Origin of the sequence: Goekera deserti, from assembly GCF_010685995.1 — a bacterium.
Lineage (GTDB): Bacteria > Actinomycetota > Actinomycetes > Mycobacteriales > Geodermatophilaceae > Goekera > Goekera deserti.
On the sequence record NZ_JAAGWK010000024.1, the window covers coordinates 127,051 to 141,515 of the forward strand.

12 protein-coding genes and 1 tRNA gene are annotated in these 14,465 nt (G+C 74.5%); 2 read left to right on the plus strand and 11 right to left on the minus strand.

Going from position 1 to position 14,465, the window contains the following annotated elements; genetic code table 11:
* Nucleotides 1-202 precede the first annotated feature (202 nt).
* The 5 genes from G1H19_RS16765 to G1H19_RS16785 form a co-directional block, all read right to left on the minus strand.
* Entirely contained in the window at nt 203-1,042 is an 840-nt protein-coding gene (locus G1H19_RS16765) for a hypothetical protein (protein ID WP_162393048.1), read from the minus strand.
* A gap of 105 nt (nt 1,043-1,147) precedes the next feature.
* Nucleotides 1,148-2,014, minus strand: coding sequence for a TatD family hydrolase (locus G1H19_RS16770; protein ID WP_162393047.1), 867 nt, complete (start codon nt 2,012-2,014; stop codon nt 1,148-1,150).
* A complete protein-coding gene (gene metG / locus G1H19_RS16775; RefSeq protein WP_162393046.1) occupies nt 2,011-3,813 on the minus strand; it encodes a methionine--tRNA ligase in 1,803 nt (600 codons plus the stop codon). The genes G1H19_RS16770 and metG overlap by 4 nt, the downstream gene beginning before the upstream one ends.
* Before the next feature lie 106 nt (nt 3,814-3,919).
* A complete protein-coding gene (locus tag G1H19_RS16780; RefSeq protein ID WP_152730867.1) occupies nt 3,920-4,606 on the minus strand; it encodes a hypothetical protein in 687 nt (228 codons plus the stop codon).
* Between the two features lie 107 nt (nt 4,607-4,713).
* Nucleotides 4,714-6,231, minus strand: coding sequence for an amino acid permease (locus tag G1H19_RS16785; RefSeq protein WP_162393045.1), 1,518 nt, complete (start codon nt 6,229-6,231; stop codon nt 4,714-4,716).
* A gap of 141 nt (nt 6,232-6,372) precedes the next feature.
* Here G1H19_RS16785 and corA point away from each other — a divergent pair, with 141 nt between their 5' ends.
* Nucleotides 6,373-7,464, plus strand: coding sequence for a magnesium/cobalt transporter CorA (gene corA, locus G1H19_RS16790; protein ID WP_162393044.1), 1,092 nt, complete (start codon nt 6,373-6,375; stop codon nt 7,462-7,464).
* A 61-nt stretch (nt 7,465-7,525) separates the two neighbouring features.
* Here the strand turns inward: corA and rsmI are convergent, their stop codons facing one another.
* Nucleotides 7,526-8,380 carry a 16S rRNA (cytidine(1402)-2'-O)-methyltransferase gene (gene rsmI, locus G1H19_RS16795; protein WP_152730866.1) on the minus strand — a complete coding sequence of 285 codons (855 nt, stop codon included), beginning with the start codon at nt 8,378-8,380 and terminating at the stop codon, nt 7,526-7,528.
* A 52-nt stretch (nt 8,381-8,432) separates the two neighbouring features.
* Here rsmI and G1H19_RS16800 point away from each other — a divergent pair, with 52 nt between their 5' ends.
* A complete protein-coding gene (locus G1H19_RS16800) occupies nt 8,433-9,995 on the plus strand; it encodes a dolichyl-phosphate-mannose--protein mannosyltransferase (protein ID WP_152730865.1) in 1,563 nt (520 codons plus the stop codon).
* A gap of 170 nt (nt 9,996-10,165) precedes the next feature.
* On the opposite strand, the gene G1H19_RS24675 is transcribed toward G1H19_RS16800, so the two are convergent.
* The 5 genes from G1H19_RS24675 to glp form a co-directional block, all read right to left on the minus strand.
* Nucleotides 10,166-11,017: a M15 family metallopeptidase gene (locus G1H19_RS24675; RefSeq protein ID WP_152730864.1), complete on the minus strand. Its 852-nt coding sequence runs from the start codon at nt 11,015-11,017 to the stop codon at nt 10,166-10,168.
* Nucleotides 11,018-11,164: 147 nt separating this feature from the next.
* A tRNA-Ala gene (locus G1H19_RS16810) sits at nt 11,165-11,238 on the minus strand.
* Nucleotides 11,239-11,394: 156 nt separating this feature from the next.
* Nucleotides 11,395-12,129, minus strand: coding sequence for a hypothetical protein (locus G1H19_RS16815; RefSeq protein WP_152730863.1), 735 nt, complete (start codon nt 12,127-12,129; stop codon nt 11,395-11,397).
* Between the two features lie 220 nt (nt 12,130-12,349).
* Nucleotides 12,350-12,967, minus strand: coding sequence for a GNAT family N-acetyltransferase (locus G1H19_RS16820; RefSeq protein ID WP_152730862.1), 618 nt, complete (start codon nt 12,965-12,967; stop codon nt 12,350-12,352).
* A gap of 1 nt (nt 12,968) precedes the next feature.
* Nucleotides 12,969-14,453, minus strand: coding sequence for a molybdotransferase-like divisome protein Glp (gene glp / locus G1H19_RS16825; protein WP_152730861.1), 1,485 nt, complete (start codon nt 14,451-14,453; stop codon nt 12,969-12,971).
* Nucleotides 14,454-14,465 lie beyond the last annotated feature (12 nt).

Sequence of the window (14,465 nt, forward strand, 5' to 3'; positions counted from 1 at the left end):
GTCGGTCACGACACGATAACGAACATGCCACTGCTGGCAACGGTGCACAGAGAGACAAACAGACAAGTTCCTCAGCGCAGCGCAGGCGCGCCGGAACAGCCAGTGATCGCCAGGCCGTGGCCGCACACAGCGAGCACACACCGAGCCGTGAGAAAGGCCATGGCCCGTGTCGACGAGTCGACCCGGGGGGACCCAGTCGTGCTCAGCCGGCGAGCGCCGGTTCGGTGCGCTGCACCGGCCGGAGCCACGGCACCAGGAAGGCGGCGACGGCGACGCTGGCGGTGAGGGCGGAGAAGCCACCGGCCACCAGGGCCACCGGCAGCAGGTCGACCCCGCTGCCGGCCCGGTCGCCGAGCCCGAGGCCGGCGACCAGCAGCAGACCGCCCAGGGTCAGCAGCCCCACGACGCTGGCCGCGGCCACGGCAACGTGCGCGGTGGCGGTGCGCAGTGCCTCGTCGACCGGTACGTCGGCCCCCTCGGCCGGCAGCGGGCGCAGCAGCACCCGCACCAGCGCCACCTCGGCCAGCAGCCAGCAGACGGCGGGGACGGCCAGGACGGCCGGCGCGACGGCGCCGTCCAGCTCACCGGAGCCCCACTGCAGACCCGCGGCCACCAGCGCGCCGAGCACCACCGCGCGCATCGTGAACAGCAGCCAGAGGGAGATCTGGTCCGAGCGGCGGGGACGGCGCAGCGGCCGGCCGAACTCCCACGCCGGTCGCGGCCGGGTCGCCTCACCCAGCAGGACGCCGACGAGCAGTCCACCGACGAGCAGCGGCACCCAGAGGAAGACCGACCCCTCGGCGTACAGCACGACGCTGCCCACGATCGCCACCAGCCCGAGACCGAAGCCGAGCCGGCGCACCAGGCGACCGTGCCGGGCCTGCCGGGCGAGCACCCGGGTGCCGGCCTCGGTGCTGGTGGCCCACTGCACCCCGGCACGGGCCACGGCCCGGCGTCCGGAGGCGAGGCCCCAGGCCCGCGCGAGCAGACCGGCCGGGACCATCACGGCGATGAAGAGGACGACAGCGATGAGGCGACCCACGTGTGCAGTGTCCCCCCATTCCCACGAGCCGGTCGAGGAACGCCCCTGGGTGCGAGCTGTGCAGGCAGCGCGCCACCCGCCGGAACTGCCCCATGGAGGGGGCCCTCACCAGGGCCCGAAGACCCGTTCCGCCGTCCGGGTGAGCGTGTCGCAGAGCTCGGGCAGGCCCACCCCGGTCACCTCCGCCAGCGCGCGCACGGTGTGCGGCACGAGCCGGGAGGAGTTCGGCCGGCCCCGGAAGGGCACCGGCGTGAGGAACGGGGAGTCGGTCTCGACCAGCAGCTGGTCCACCGGGGTCAGCGCGGCGGCCTCCCGCAGGTAGCCGGCGTTGCCGAAGGTGAGCGTCCCGGCGAAGGACAGCACGTACCCGGCCTCGACGCAGCGGCGGGCGAACGCGGCGTCGCCGGAGAAGCAGTGGAAGACCGTGTGCGCCGGGGCGCCCTCGTCCTCCAGCACCCGCAGGATCTCCTCGTGGGCGTCGCGGTCGTGGATGACCAGGGCGACGTCGTGCCGCTTGGCGATGGCGATGTGCGCCCGGAACGACGCCTCCTGGGCCTCCCAGCCGGCAGGGCCCGTGCGGTAGCGGTCCAGGCCGGTCTCCCCCACGGCGCGCACCCGCGGCAGCGCGGCCAGCCGGTCGACCTCGGCCAGGGCGTCGGCGGTGGCGGCCCCGGCACCGGCCTCGTTGGGGTGCAGGGCCACCGCGGCCAGCACCGAGGGGTGCCGGGCGGCCAGCGCCGCCGACCAGCGCGAGGAGGCGACGTCGACGCCGACCTGCACGAGCCGGGTGACGCCCACCGCGGCGGCCGCGGCGATCTCGGCGTCCACCTGGGCGTCGTCGGGCAGCCGGTCCTCCCCGCCCACGGCGATGTCCAGGTGCGTGTGGCTGTCCAGCGCCGGGGCGGGCAGCGGCTCCGGCGAGGGCGGCAGCTCGCCCCGCCGGCCGGCGCGGGAGGACGCCGACCGGCTCACGCGGGGTCGTCCCCGCGCAGCCGGCGCAGCTCGTCCTCCACGATCGACTCGTCGAGCTTGCTGAACACCGGCGTCGGGGCGGCCAGCGGTGTGCCCGGCTCGGCCAGCGGCGTGGAGCGCCACACCGCCGCACCGCGGCCGTAGTCACCGGTGATCACCGGGTACGGCGAGCCGTCGTCCAGGTCGGTGACCTCCTGCACCTCCGGCAGCACCGACCAGGTGCCGGTGCCGCCGAGCAGCTCGTGCACCTTCTGCGCCGAGTGCGGCAGGAACGGGGAGAGCAGCGTGTTGCAGTCGCTGATCGCCTGCAGCGCGGTGTGCAGCACGGTGTCCCGGCGCGCCGGGTCCTCCTTGAGCTTCCACGGCGCCTGGTCCGACAGGTACTTGTTCGCCTCCCCCACCACCCGCATGGCCTCGCCGATCGCGGCCTTCTGCCGGTTGCGGCCGAGCAGGTCCCCCACCACGTCGAACGCCCCCGACGTCGTCGCCAGCAGCGCCCGGTCGGCGTCGGTCAGCTCGCCCGGCGTCGGGACGGCGCCGACGTTCTTGGCCGCCATGGACACCGACCGGTTCACCAGGTTGCCCCAGCCGGCCACGAGCTCGTCGTTGTTGCGCCGGCGGAACTCCTCCCAGGTGAAGTCGGTGTCCTGGTTCTCCGGCCCGGCGACGGCGATGAAGTACCGCAGCGCGTCGGGGTCGTAGCGGGCCAGGAAGTCCCGGACGTAGATGACCACGTTGCGCGAGGAGGAGAACTTGCGGCCCTCCATGGTGAGGAACTCGCTGGAGACGACCTCGGTGGGCAGGTTCAGCCGCCCGTAGGAGCCCGGGGTGCCGCCCTTGTCGCCCTCGCCGTTGTAGCCGAGCAGCTGGGCGGGCCAGATCTCGGCGTGGAAGACGATGTTGTCCTTGCCCATGAAGTAGTAGGCGCCCGCGTCCGGGGTCTGCCACCACTGCCGCCAGGCCTCCGGGTCACCCGAGCGCCGGGCCCACTCGATGGACGCCGACAGGTAGCCCACGACGGCGTCGAACCAGACGTAGATGCGCTTGTCGTCGCGGTCGCGCCAGTCCGGCAGCGGCACCCGCACGCCCCAGTCGATGTCCCGGGTGTAGCTGCGGGGCTTGAGGTCCTCCAGCAGGTTCACGCTGAAGTTGAGGACGTTGGACCGCCAGTTCCCGCGGGTGGCCAGCCAGTCGCCCAGGGCGCGGGTGAAGGCGGGCAGGTCGAGGAAGTAGTGCTCGCTCTCCACGAACAGCGGCGTCTCGCCGTTGACCCGGCTGACCGGGTTGATCAGGTCGGTGGGGTCCAGCTGGTTGCCGCAGTTGTCGCACTGGTCGCCGCGGGCGCCGTCGTAGCCGCAGATCGGGCAGGTGCCCTCGATGTAGCGGTCGGGCAGCGTGCGGCCGGTGGAGGGGCTGATCGCGCCCAGCGTCGTCTGCGGGAAGACGTAGCCGTTCTTCAGCAGCCCGAGGAAGATCTCCTGGCTGACGGCGGCGTGGTTGCCCGTCGTCGTGCGGGTGAAGAGGTCGTAGCTCATCCCCAGCCCGACGAGGTCGTCGACGATCACCCGGTTGTTGCGGTCGGCGATCTGGCGGGGCGTCACGCCCTCGGCGTCGGCGGCGACCGTGATCGGGGTGCCGTGCTCGTCGGTGCCGCTCACCATCAGCACGCGGTTGCCCGCCATCCGCTGGTAGCGGCTGAAGACGTCGGAGGGGACGCCGAAGCCGGAGACGTGCCCGATGTGCCGCGGGCCGTTGGCGTAGGGCCAGGCGACGGCGGTGAGGATGTGCCGGTCAGTCACCCGGCCAGCCTAGTGAGCGGTTAGTCACCGGCGTGCGGGGCCGGGGCAGTCGTGCGGCCGGGGGCGGGGTGTCCTGGGCGGCGGGGCGTCCCGGGGGCCGGGCGGCTCAGGGCGAGGTGCCGTGCGACGTCCCGACGGTGGAGGTGGCCGGCCCGGCGGGGGCGAGCACGGCGAGGGCGGTCAGCGTGCAGCCGATCACGACGAGGGTGACCGCCCGCACCTCGCGCTGGCGCGGGTCCAGCGGCGCGACCCGGCGGGCCGCGCGACGCACCGGCGAGCCGCCGGCGGCCACCCAGGCCACCGCGGTGGGCGCACCGGCCAGTGCCAGCTTGCCCAGCGGGACGGCGGCGGCCAGCAGGGCGAGCAGCGGCACGGGCAGCGCCGGCAGCCCGCCGACGTCGGCGACCGGCACGCTGCCCGGCGCGAGCAGCCCGAGCAGGACCACCCCGGTCAGCAGCGCCAGCTCACCGACCGCGACGCCGTGCAGCAGTTCCCGCCCGGCGCCGTCCAGCAGGGTGGCGCCGCCGAGCGCGGTCAGCACGACCCACCCGGACAGCGCGAGCAGCAGCACCACGACCACCAGCCCGGGCAGGCTGCCGGGCACGGCGAGCTGGCTGCCCATGCCGGCGAGGCCCGCGGTCAGCAGGACCAGCGCCTCGAGGAAGCAGACGCCGGCCGCGGCCACGACCGGTGCCGGCGCGCGACGGTCGACCGGTGCCGGCCGGAGCGGCGCCGGGGGGGACGGGTCGGCCGGTGCCGGCAGCGGGGGTGCGGTGCGTGCTGCGGTGGTCACCCCAGGTGGGTCGACCGTCCGCGGCCCCGGGTGCAGCACGGCGCGCCGACCCCTCCCCCCATCGAGGGGGGTCGGTCAGGTGCCGGCGGGCCACCGGCACCCGGCGCTCAGCGCGACCCGCGGGCCCGCTCCCGGTCGGCGGCGGTGGCCGGGTCGTGGTCCCCGCCGGCGGCCAGCCGGCTGTGCCGCCGGCTGTAGCCGGCGTAGACGCCGACGCCCAGGGCCATCCAGACGGCGAACCGGGCCCACGTCTCGGCCGGGAGGTTGAGCATCAGGTAGAAGCAGGCCAGCGCCGACACGATCGGCAGCACCGGCATCAGCGGGACCCGGAACGACCGCGGGAGGTCCGGCCGTGTCCGCCTCAGCACGACGACGCCGACCGACACCAGGATGAAGGCGAACAGGGTGCCGATGTTGACCAGCTCGCTCAGCGCCGAGATGGGCAGGAAGCCGGCCAGCAGAGCCACCACGATCCCCGTCCCGATGGTGATCTTGTAGGGCGTGCCGTAGCGGGGGTGCACGTCGCCGATCGACGGCGGCAGCAGGTGGTCGCGGCTCATCGCGAACAGCACCCGGGACTGCCCGAGCATCAGGATCATGACCACCGACGTGAGTCCGGCCAGGGCCCCGACCGAGATCAGACTGGAGACGAAGGACAGGCCCACGCTGCGGAACGCGTCGGCCAGCGGCGCGGTGACCGACAGCTCGGCGTAGGGCTGCATGCCGACGACGACCAGCGAGACCGCGACGTAGAGCAGCGTGCAGATGGCCAGCGAGCCGATGATGCCGCGCGGCAGGTCGCGGGCCGGCTGCCGGGTCTCCTCGGCCGCCGTCGCCACGATGTCGAACCCGATGAAGGCGAAGAACACGATGGAGGCGCCGGTGATGATGCCGCCGACGCCGAACGTGGTGGGCGTGAAGCCGGCGATCAGCTGGATCAGCGGTGCCGTCCATCCGCTGGCGTCCTCACCGGGCGCGGCCTCCGGCACGAACGGGGCGTAGTTGTCGGCCTTGACGTAGAACAGCCCCACCACGATCACCAGCAGCACGATGAAGATCTTGATGCCGACGATGACCGAGGTGATCCGGGACGACAGCTTGATGCCCAGCACCAGCACGGCGGTCATCAGCAGGGCGATGACGATGGCCGGGATGTTGACCGTGGCGTCCTCTCCCGCGATGGAGGTGGGCAGCGGGATGCCGAGGTCGCCGAGCAGCTGGTTCAGGTAGCCCGACCAGCCCACGCTGACCGTGGCGGCGCCCAGGGCCAGTTCCAGCACGAGGTCCCAGCCGATGATCCAGGCGATGAGCTCGCCGAGCGTCGCGTAGGAGAACGTGTAGGCGGAGCCCGCGACCGGCACCGTGGACGCGAACTCGGCGTAGCAGAGCGCGGCCAGGCCGCAGACGATGCCCGCGATCACGAAGGAGAGGGCCACCGCCGGGCCGGCCGTCGTCTTGGCGACCTCGCCGGTGAGCACGAAGATCCCGGTGCCGATGATCACGCCGACGCCGAACACGGTGAGGTCCAGCGCGGAGAGGTTCTTCTTGAGCTGGTGCTCGGGCTCCTCGGTGTCCCGGATGGAGTCCTCGACACCCTTGATGCGTCGGTTCCTGCCCGTGGCCACGGCACCCCCTTCGTCGGGCCGGACTGTGATGCCGGCCACTCGCAGCGGCAGCCTTCCACGGCTGCGGGCGCCGCGCACGACGGCGCCGGCCCGGGCCGCCTACGCTCAGCCGGTCGCCCGACGAGCTGCGGAGGTGGAGTCGTGACCAGCACCGATCGGCAGCGGGGTCCCCGGATCCGCGTGCCGCGCGCCCACCACACGGCCGAGCAGCCCCCGGTCGGCCCGACCCGCTCCGACACCGCCGACGCCGTCATCGACTGCGCGGTCTACGTCGACGGGCAGCGGCAGCCCCCGGTCGAGCCGGTGGCCTCCCTGGAGCGCGCCCGCGCCGTCGGCGGCTTCGTCTGGCTGGGGCTGCACGAGCCCAGCCAGGCGGAGTTCGAGACCTTCGCCAGCCGCTACGGGCTGCACCCGCTGGCCGTCGAGGACGCCGTCAACGCCCATCAGCGGCCGAAGCTGGAGCGCTACGACGACAGCCTGTTCATGGTGCTCAAGACCGCGCGCTACGTCGAGCACGACCAGCTCACCGCCACCAGCGAGGTGGTGGACACCGGCGAGGTGATGGTCTTCGTCGGGCCGGAGTACGTGATCACCGTGCGGCACGGCGAGCACAGCGGGCTCAAGGAGCTGCGGGCCGGCCTGGAGCGGCAGCCGGACATGCTCCGGCAGGGCCCCTCCTCGGTGCTCTACGCCGTCGCCGACCTGGTCGTCGACCACTTCGTGGAGACCGTCGCCGCCGTCGAGGAGGACGTCGAGGAGCTCGAGGCGTCGGTCTTCAGCCCGGACCGCACCGACGACATCGGCCGGATCTACCAGCTCAAGCGGGAGCTGATGCAGCTGCGCCGGGCGCTGAACCCGCTGGAGGGGCCGCTGACCGCGCTGGCCGAGCGGCAGGTCGAGCAGGTGCCCGAGCAGATGCGCTCCTACTTCCGCGACGTGCAGGACCACGCCGTCCGGGTGCGCGAGCAGCTCACTGCCTACGACGAGCTGCTGGCCTCGATCCTGCAGGCGTCACTGGCCCGCACCTCGCTGGCCGACAACGAGGACATGCGCAAGATCTCGGCGTACGCCGGCATCATCGCCGTGCCCACGGCGATCGCCGGGGTGTACGGCATGAACTTCGACTACATGCCCGAGCTCCGCTGGCACTACGGCTACCCGCTGGTCGTCCTGGTGATGGTGCTCGCCTGCCTGGGCCTGTACCGGGCCTTCAAGCGCTCCGGCTGGCTGTAGCCCCCAGCAGGCTCGCCCCCCGCGCGCCGTCCGCGCCCGCACTCCGCGCGCTTCCCGCGCTCTACGGGGACTTGGCGGCGACGACGGCGTCGTAGACGGCGCGGCGGGGCATGCCGGTGGCCTCGGCGACGGCGCGGATGGCGTCCTTGCGGCCGGCACCGGCGGCCTCCTCGGCGGCGACCTCGGCGGCCAGCTCGGCCGGGCCGAGGTGCACGGCGCGGGGCACGGCGCCGGCGACAACGAGGGTGATCTCGCCGCGCAGGCCGTCGGCGGCCCAGCCGGCCAGCTCGGCCAGGGGGCCGCGGCGCACCTCCTCGTGGGTCTTGGTCAGCTCGCGGCACACCGCGGCGGCCCGGTCGTCACCGAACGCGGCGGCGGCGTCGGCCAGCGCGTCGCCGATGCGGTGCGGGGACTCGAAGAACACCATCGTGCGGGGCTCGTCGGCCAGCGCGACCAGCGACGCCCGGCGCTCCCCGCCCTTGCGCGGCAGGAAGCCCTCGAAGGTGAACCGGTCGCAGGGCAGGCCGGACACCGCGAGCGCGGTGGTCACCGCCGACGGCCCGGGCACCGAGGTGACCAGGATCCCGGCGTCGACGGCGGCCCGCACCAGGCTGTAGCCGGGGTCGGACACCGAGGGCATGCCGGCGTCGGTGAGCAGCAGGACGGTCCCGCCATCACGCATCGCCGCGACCAGGCCGGGGAGGCGGGACAGCTCGACGGTGTCGTGGAAGGTGACCACCCGGCCGGTGAAGGTGACGCCGAGGTCGCCGGCCAGCCGGTGCAGGCGGCGGGTGTCCTCCACGGCGAGCACGTCGGCCTCGGCGATCGCGGCCCGCAGCCGGGGCCCGACGTCGTCCGGGCGCCCCAGTGGGGCCCCGCCCAGCACCAGACGACCGGCCGGCGGTTGCTCCTCCATGCCACGAGCCTGTCACGGCAGGGGGACCAGGTCGGCCACATACCCTGGCGGCATGGCGGTGACAGCACCTGAGCGGACGTCTGTCGCGCCTCCGCCACCGCCGGCCCGCCGGTCGCTGCGGGCACCGCGTCGCCGCCTGGACCCCACGCCGCCGGCCCCGACCGACCGGCTGCTGAGCTGGGTGCTCACCGCGGTGCTCGGCGTGGCCACGCTGGTGAGCCGGGTGTGGGGCATCAGCTACCCACCGGACCTGCTGTTCGACGAGGCGTACTACCCGCCCGAGGCGAACGAGATGCTGGAGTGGGGCTACGAGTTCAACCGCGGCTACACGTTCATCGTGCACCCACCGCTGGGCAAGTGGTTCATCGCGCTGGGCGAGCAGGTGTTCGGGTACGACTCGGTCGGCTGGCGGGTGCCCTCGGCGGTGGCCGGCACGATCGCCGTCGTCGTGCTGGTGCGGCTGGCCCGCCGGCTGACCGGCTCGACCCTGTGGGGCGTGGTCGCCGGGCTGCTGCTGGCCCTGGACGGGTTCGCCTTCACGCTGTCCCGGATCGGCCTGCTCGACGTGTTCCTGCAGGCCCTGGTGGTCTCCGGGGTGGCCTGCCTGGTGGTCGACCGCGACCGGGTGCGTGCCACGATCCGAGCTGGGGTGCTCGAGCACGCCGACCGGGTGACGGCGTCCGGCTTCGCCCTGGGCCCGCGCACGTGGCGGATCGCCGGCGGGTTCCTGCTGGGCTCGGCCTGCGCGGTCAAGTGGAGCGGCGTCTACTTCCTGGCGTTCTTCGCCGTGGCCAGCCTCTTCTGGGACCGCGCGTCGTGGAGGGCGGCCGGCGTCGCCCGGCCCAGCCGGGTGGCGCTGCTGCGCGGCCTGCCCGGCGCCGCCTGGGCTCTCGGTGTGCTGCCGGTGCTCACCTACCTGGCCACCTTCACCGGCTGGTTCCTGGGCGAGTCGTCGCAGGGCCGGCACTGGGCCGAGCAGAACCCGGACACCTCGTTCGGCTTCGTGCCCGGTGCGCTGCGCTCGCTGTGGCACATGCACGGCGAGTGGCTGGCGTTCCACAACGGGCTGTCCAGCCCGCACCCGTGGGAGTCCGGGCCGTGGTCGTGGGTGGTCGACGGCCGGCCGATCCTGCTGTGGAACCCGCAGGACCTCACCGACGGCGACGGCAACCCGGTGGTGCGCTACATCCTGATGGTGGGCACGCCGACCCTGTGGTTCGCGTTCGTGCCGGCGCTGCTGTGGCTGCTCTGGCGGATCGTGGCCCGGCGCGACGCCGCCGCGGGCGTGGCGGCCGTCGGCATCGCCGCCGGCTGGCTCACCTGGTTCGTGAACCTCGACCGCACCATGTTCATCTTCTACATGGCACCGGTGCTGCCGTTCTTCGTCATCGCCGTGACCCTCGCCCTGCAGGACGTGCTGGGCCCGACCGGCCGCGTCGACCCGACCGGGACGACGGGACCCACGCCGCTGCGCCGCCAGCTGGGGCTGGGTGCGGTGTGCCTGTACGTCACCGTCGTGGCCGCGACGTTCGTGTTCTTCCTGCCGGTGCTCACCGGCCACCCGCTGCCCACCCCGGACTGGCAGCAGCGGATGTGGTTCCCCTCCTGGTACTGAGCCGCCAGGCCCGTCGCGTCGGGGTCCAGACGGCCCTGGGAGCTCCCGTCCGGGACGGGGCACCTGCTCCGGGACGTGTCAGGTATGCCTGACACGTCCCGGGCCGAGGATCCGACTGTCCGGGTGGTCCACCGCGCGGCGGACCGCCGACGCCCCGGTGGCGGGAGCCGCTAGTCCAGGTAGTCCGGGGCGGCGGGCAGCCCGAAGAACTGCTCCAGGGTGGCCACGCCGCGCGCCCGCATCTCGGTGGACAGCTCCACGCCCACGTACCGCAGGTGCCACGGCTCGCCCTTGTAGCCGGTGACCTGCTGCTCGGGGGCGGTGTACCGGACGATCCAGCCGTATCGCCAGCACTCCGCGGCCACCCACATGCCCTCCGCCGTCCCGGCGAAGCACTGCTCGATGTCGCAGCCCCCGCCGCCCACGTCGACGCCGAGGCCGGTCTGGTGCTCGCTGTAGCCGGCCCGGGCGCTGGCCGCGTCGGCCGCGGCCCGGCCCAGCCGGCTGACCGCGCTCGCGTGCACGCCCTGCTGGTAGTCGTAGGAGCGGTAGCCGCTCAGCGGTGTCACGGTGAGCCCCTGGGCGGCGGCCGCGGTGACCAGCTGGTCCATGGCGGCCGCCGCCGGCGCCGCGAGGGTCACCCCGCCGGCCACCGGCACCAGGTCGGCCGGCGCGTAGTCCAGCGGGCTCAGCGGGCGAGTCTTGTTCACCACGACCCACGGGCTGGCCGGGTCGTCGACGGAGAAGCGCTGCGCGTCGAAGGGCGGCACCGGCGAGGCGGGCGGCGTGGTGGGCACCGGCGGGGTGGTGGGCACCGGCGGGGCGGACGACGGGACGGTCGGCGTGGCCGGGGCGGGTGCCAGCTGCGCGGGGTCCGCAGAGCCGACCGCGGCGGTGTCCGTCGACGTGCCGGGCCACCGACCGGTGACGGCGGCGGTCACCGCGAGCGTCACCGCCAGCGCCAGGGCGCCGACCAGCAGCCAGCGACGCCGTCCGCGGGCGCCGGTCCCGTGCCGGCTCACCGGGTGTCGCGCCCGTGAGCTGCGGCGGGACCGGGTCGCGAGTCGTCGTCCATCGCGCAGGACGGTAGCCGAGCGGCCTGGGTGCGCCCCTGGGCTCGGGGCCGGACGTGCGTCAGGCCGGGCCCGATGGGCCCGGCCTGACGAGGGTGGAGCTGAGGGGAGTCGAACCCCTGACCCCCTCGATGCGAACGAGGTGCGCTACCGGACTGCGCCACAGCCCCTTGCCCGGCAGAGCTTACCGCCTGTCGAGCGGCCCGCCCCACCGGGGTCAGGCCCCCTGCAGGGTCCCGCCGCGAGCTCGCCCATGGTCGTCGGCAGGGTCGGGCCCCCTGCAGGGCCCCGCCGCGAGCTTGCTCGTGGTGGGGGGCAGGGGGTCCTTACCCGTTCGCGACGCGCCGCGGGGCGTACAGGTCGACGTCGGCGAAGCCGATGTCGTCGTCGTCCAGGTCGACGACCGCGCTGTCCTGCCAGCCGGCCGGCGTGGGCGTGCGGGCCGCGACGACCCGTCCGGGGCGCAGCGGGTGCACCGGAGCCAGCGGCAGGCTCGGGTACGGGGTGGACGCCAGCGGCGCGGACACCGGCGACACGGTGGCGGCGGCCGCCGGAGCCGCCGCCGGGGCGGGACGGGCCGGGACCTGGCGGGCGACCGGCCGGGCCGCCCGTCGTGCCGCCCGGCGGGCCGCCGCCCGGCGCTCCCGCTGGACGGTCGCGCGCAGCACCATCAGGTATCCGACGACGGCGACGTCCAGCAGCACCTGCGGGGCCCACATCCACGACTGGTACGCCAGCGCGCCGACGAGGGTCAGCAGCGCGAGCGCCACCAGGCCACCGAGCGTGCGCCGCCGCACGGCGTGCACGTCGACCCGGAGCTCACCAGAGCTGCGCAGCGCGGCCCGGTCGATCGCGACGCGCTCGGTCTCCGCGTGCACCACGGGGTCGACCGTGCGTCGCCGCTGCAGGGTGCGTCCGGAGTCCGCTCCCCCGCCCTGTCCCCGGACCCCGCCCGCCGTCCCGGCCGGCTGGGTCCCCGGTTCCCCGCGGGTCACCACCATCGGCACGAGCACGACGAACCACAGCACCACCAGCGCCGCCAGCAGAACGCCTGATCCCATATCTCGGGTCCACCTCGATCCAGTCCATGAGCACACACACCCCAGTCCCTGGGGTCACACCAGTCACAGGTGTCACTCGAGAGGCAGGTTAGGGACGGCGGCGCGGAGATCAGGGGAGGTGGACCGGTGTGTCGGCGACGTGTTGCGGCGTCTCGGCGTGTCCCGTCGACATCGTGACCTCAGCGTGTCCGGCCCGCTACCGGGCGTACACACTCGATGGTCAGTGCGGTGCGCGGGCCCGCCAGCGGGTGAGCAGCCCCCCCGGGACGTCGTCGGCCAGCAGGGCGTACCCGAGGTGGTCGCGCCACGCTCCGTCGATGTCCAGGTACTGCCGGAAGAGCGCCTCCTGACGGAAGCCCAGCCGCTCCACCAGGCGCCGGCTCGGCCGGTTCTCCGGGCGGATGTCGGCCTGCAGCCGGTGCAGGCCCACTGCGCCGAAGGCGTGGTCGCACACCAGCGCGACCGCCAGCGACGCCACCCCGCGACCGGACACCGCGCGGTCGACCCAGTAGCCCAGGTGGCCCGAGCGCAGCGCCCCGCGCACCACGTTGTCCAGCGTCACCTGCCCGACGAGCCGGTCCTCGTACCGGACGGCGAACGGCAGCGAGGTGCCCTGGCGTGCCCGCGCGAGCGCGGCCCGCCGCATCGCCCGGTAGGACGACGGCGTGTGCCGGGCCGCCCAGCTCATCGCCGCCGACGGCTCCCACGGGGCCAGCCACAGCTCGTTGGCCCGCCGCACCCGCGTCCACTCGACGGCGTCGCGCCGGGCCAGCGGGACCAGCTCGACCGGTCCCCAGCCGAGCCGGGCCGGCCAGCCCGGGTGGGTGACGCTGTCCAGCTCAGCTCCCGATGAGCATGGGCACGACCGTCACGAGCCCGCCCGCGGACACCTCGGTGACGTCCTCGTCGATCACGATCAGGCAGTTGGACCGGGCCATGCGGGCCAGCATCGCCTCGTGCTCGGTCCCGACCGGCTCGACGACGTAGCCGCCGTCCGGGTGCCGCATGACCGAGCCGTGCAGGTACTGCCGGTAGCCCAGCGGGGAGAGCAGCGTCTCGGCGGCCACCGCCTGCACGGTGCGCCGGAACAGCTGGCGCTTGCCGAGCATCATCCGGATCGCCGGGCGCACGAAGACCTCGAAGGCCACCAGCGCGGCCACCGGCTCGCCGGGCACGCAGATGATCGGCACCTGGTCGCGGCCCAGCCGGCCGAAGGCCTGCACCGAGCCGGGGTGCATCGCGACCTGGGTGAACTGCACCGTGCCCAGCTCGGCCAGCGCCTCCTGCACCAGGTCGAAGCCGCCGCTGGCGAACGTGCCGGCGAGCAGCAGCACGTCGCTGCGCAGCAGCTGGCTCTCCAGCAGCTCGACCAGGCGCCGCCGGTCGCCGGGCACGATGCCGGCCCGGTAGGCCTCGGCACCGGCGTCCCGGGCCGCGGCGGCCAGCGCGTAGCTGTTGACGTCGACGACCTGGCCCGGGGAGGGCACCGTGCCGACGTCCACCAGCTCCGGGCCGGCACACAGAACCACGACCCGCGGCCTCGGGCGCACCAGCACCCGGTCGCGGCCCATCGCGGCCAGCAGGCTGATCTGGGCCGGGCCGATCGGCGTGCCGACGCCGACCGCCTGGTCACCGGGGGCCAGGTCGTCCCCGGCCCGCCGGACGTAGCTGCCCGGGGCGAGGTCGGCGTGCACGCCCACCCGGGCCGCGCCCTGGTCGGTCCAGACGGCCGGGACGACGACGTCGGCACCGGTGGGCAGCATCGCGCCGGCGGCGACCCGGTGCGCGAGCCCGGGCCCGATCGAGGCGGGCTCCGCCGGCCCGGGCAGGCTCTCCCCCACGACCGACAGCTCCACCGGCCGCTCCGGGCTGCTGCCGGCGATGTCCGCCGAGCGGACCGCGTACCCGTCCAGCGCGGCCTGGTCGAAGCCCGGCAGCGCCCGGGAGCTGGTCACCTGCTCGGCGCAGAGCAGCCCCTGGGCGTCCAGCACCGCCAGCTCGATGGAGTCCGGGGTCGGCACGGCGGACAGGACCTGCTCCAGGTGCTGCTCCACCGAGCGCACCTGGATGGCGCTGAGGTCCAGCCCACCGGTCTCGTGGTCGTCGTCGTGCGGGTGCGGGTGCGGGGCGTGGCCGCCGTCGAGGTGGCCGGCGTCCCGGGGGGTGGGCACGGACGGCGCCGACGGCAGTGCGCCGTCGATCTGCCGGGTCGCGTGCGCGCCGGCGGCGTCCGCAGTGGCCACCGGGGCGCCCTGGACGAGGTCCAGCTGCGTCGTGTCCCGGGAACCACTGCGGAACCAGCCGCGTGCCCTGTCGTCGGTCATCCCCCACCGTCC

Excerpts from the sequence above, each read along its gene's own strand:
- glp (WP_152730861.1), bottom strand. The coding sequence starts at position 14,453 with ATGACCGACGACAGGGCACGCGGCTGGTTCCGCAGTGGTTCCCGGGAC.
- rsmI (WP_152730866.1), bottom strand. The coding sequence starts at position 8,380 with ATGGAGGAGCAACCGCCGGCCGGTCGTCTGGTGCTGGGCGGGGCCCCA.
- G1H19_RS16800 (WP_152730865.1), top strand. The coding sequence starts at position 8,433 with ATGGCGGTGACAGCACCTGAGCGGACGTCTGTCGCGCCTCCGCCACCG.
- G1H19_RS16815 (WP_152730863.1), bottom strand. The coding sequence starts at position 12,129 with ATGGGATCAGGCGTTCTGCTGGCGGCGCTGGTGGTGCTGTGGTTCGTC.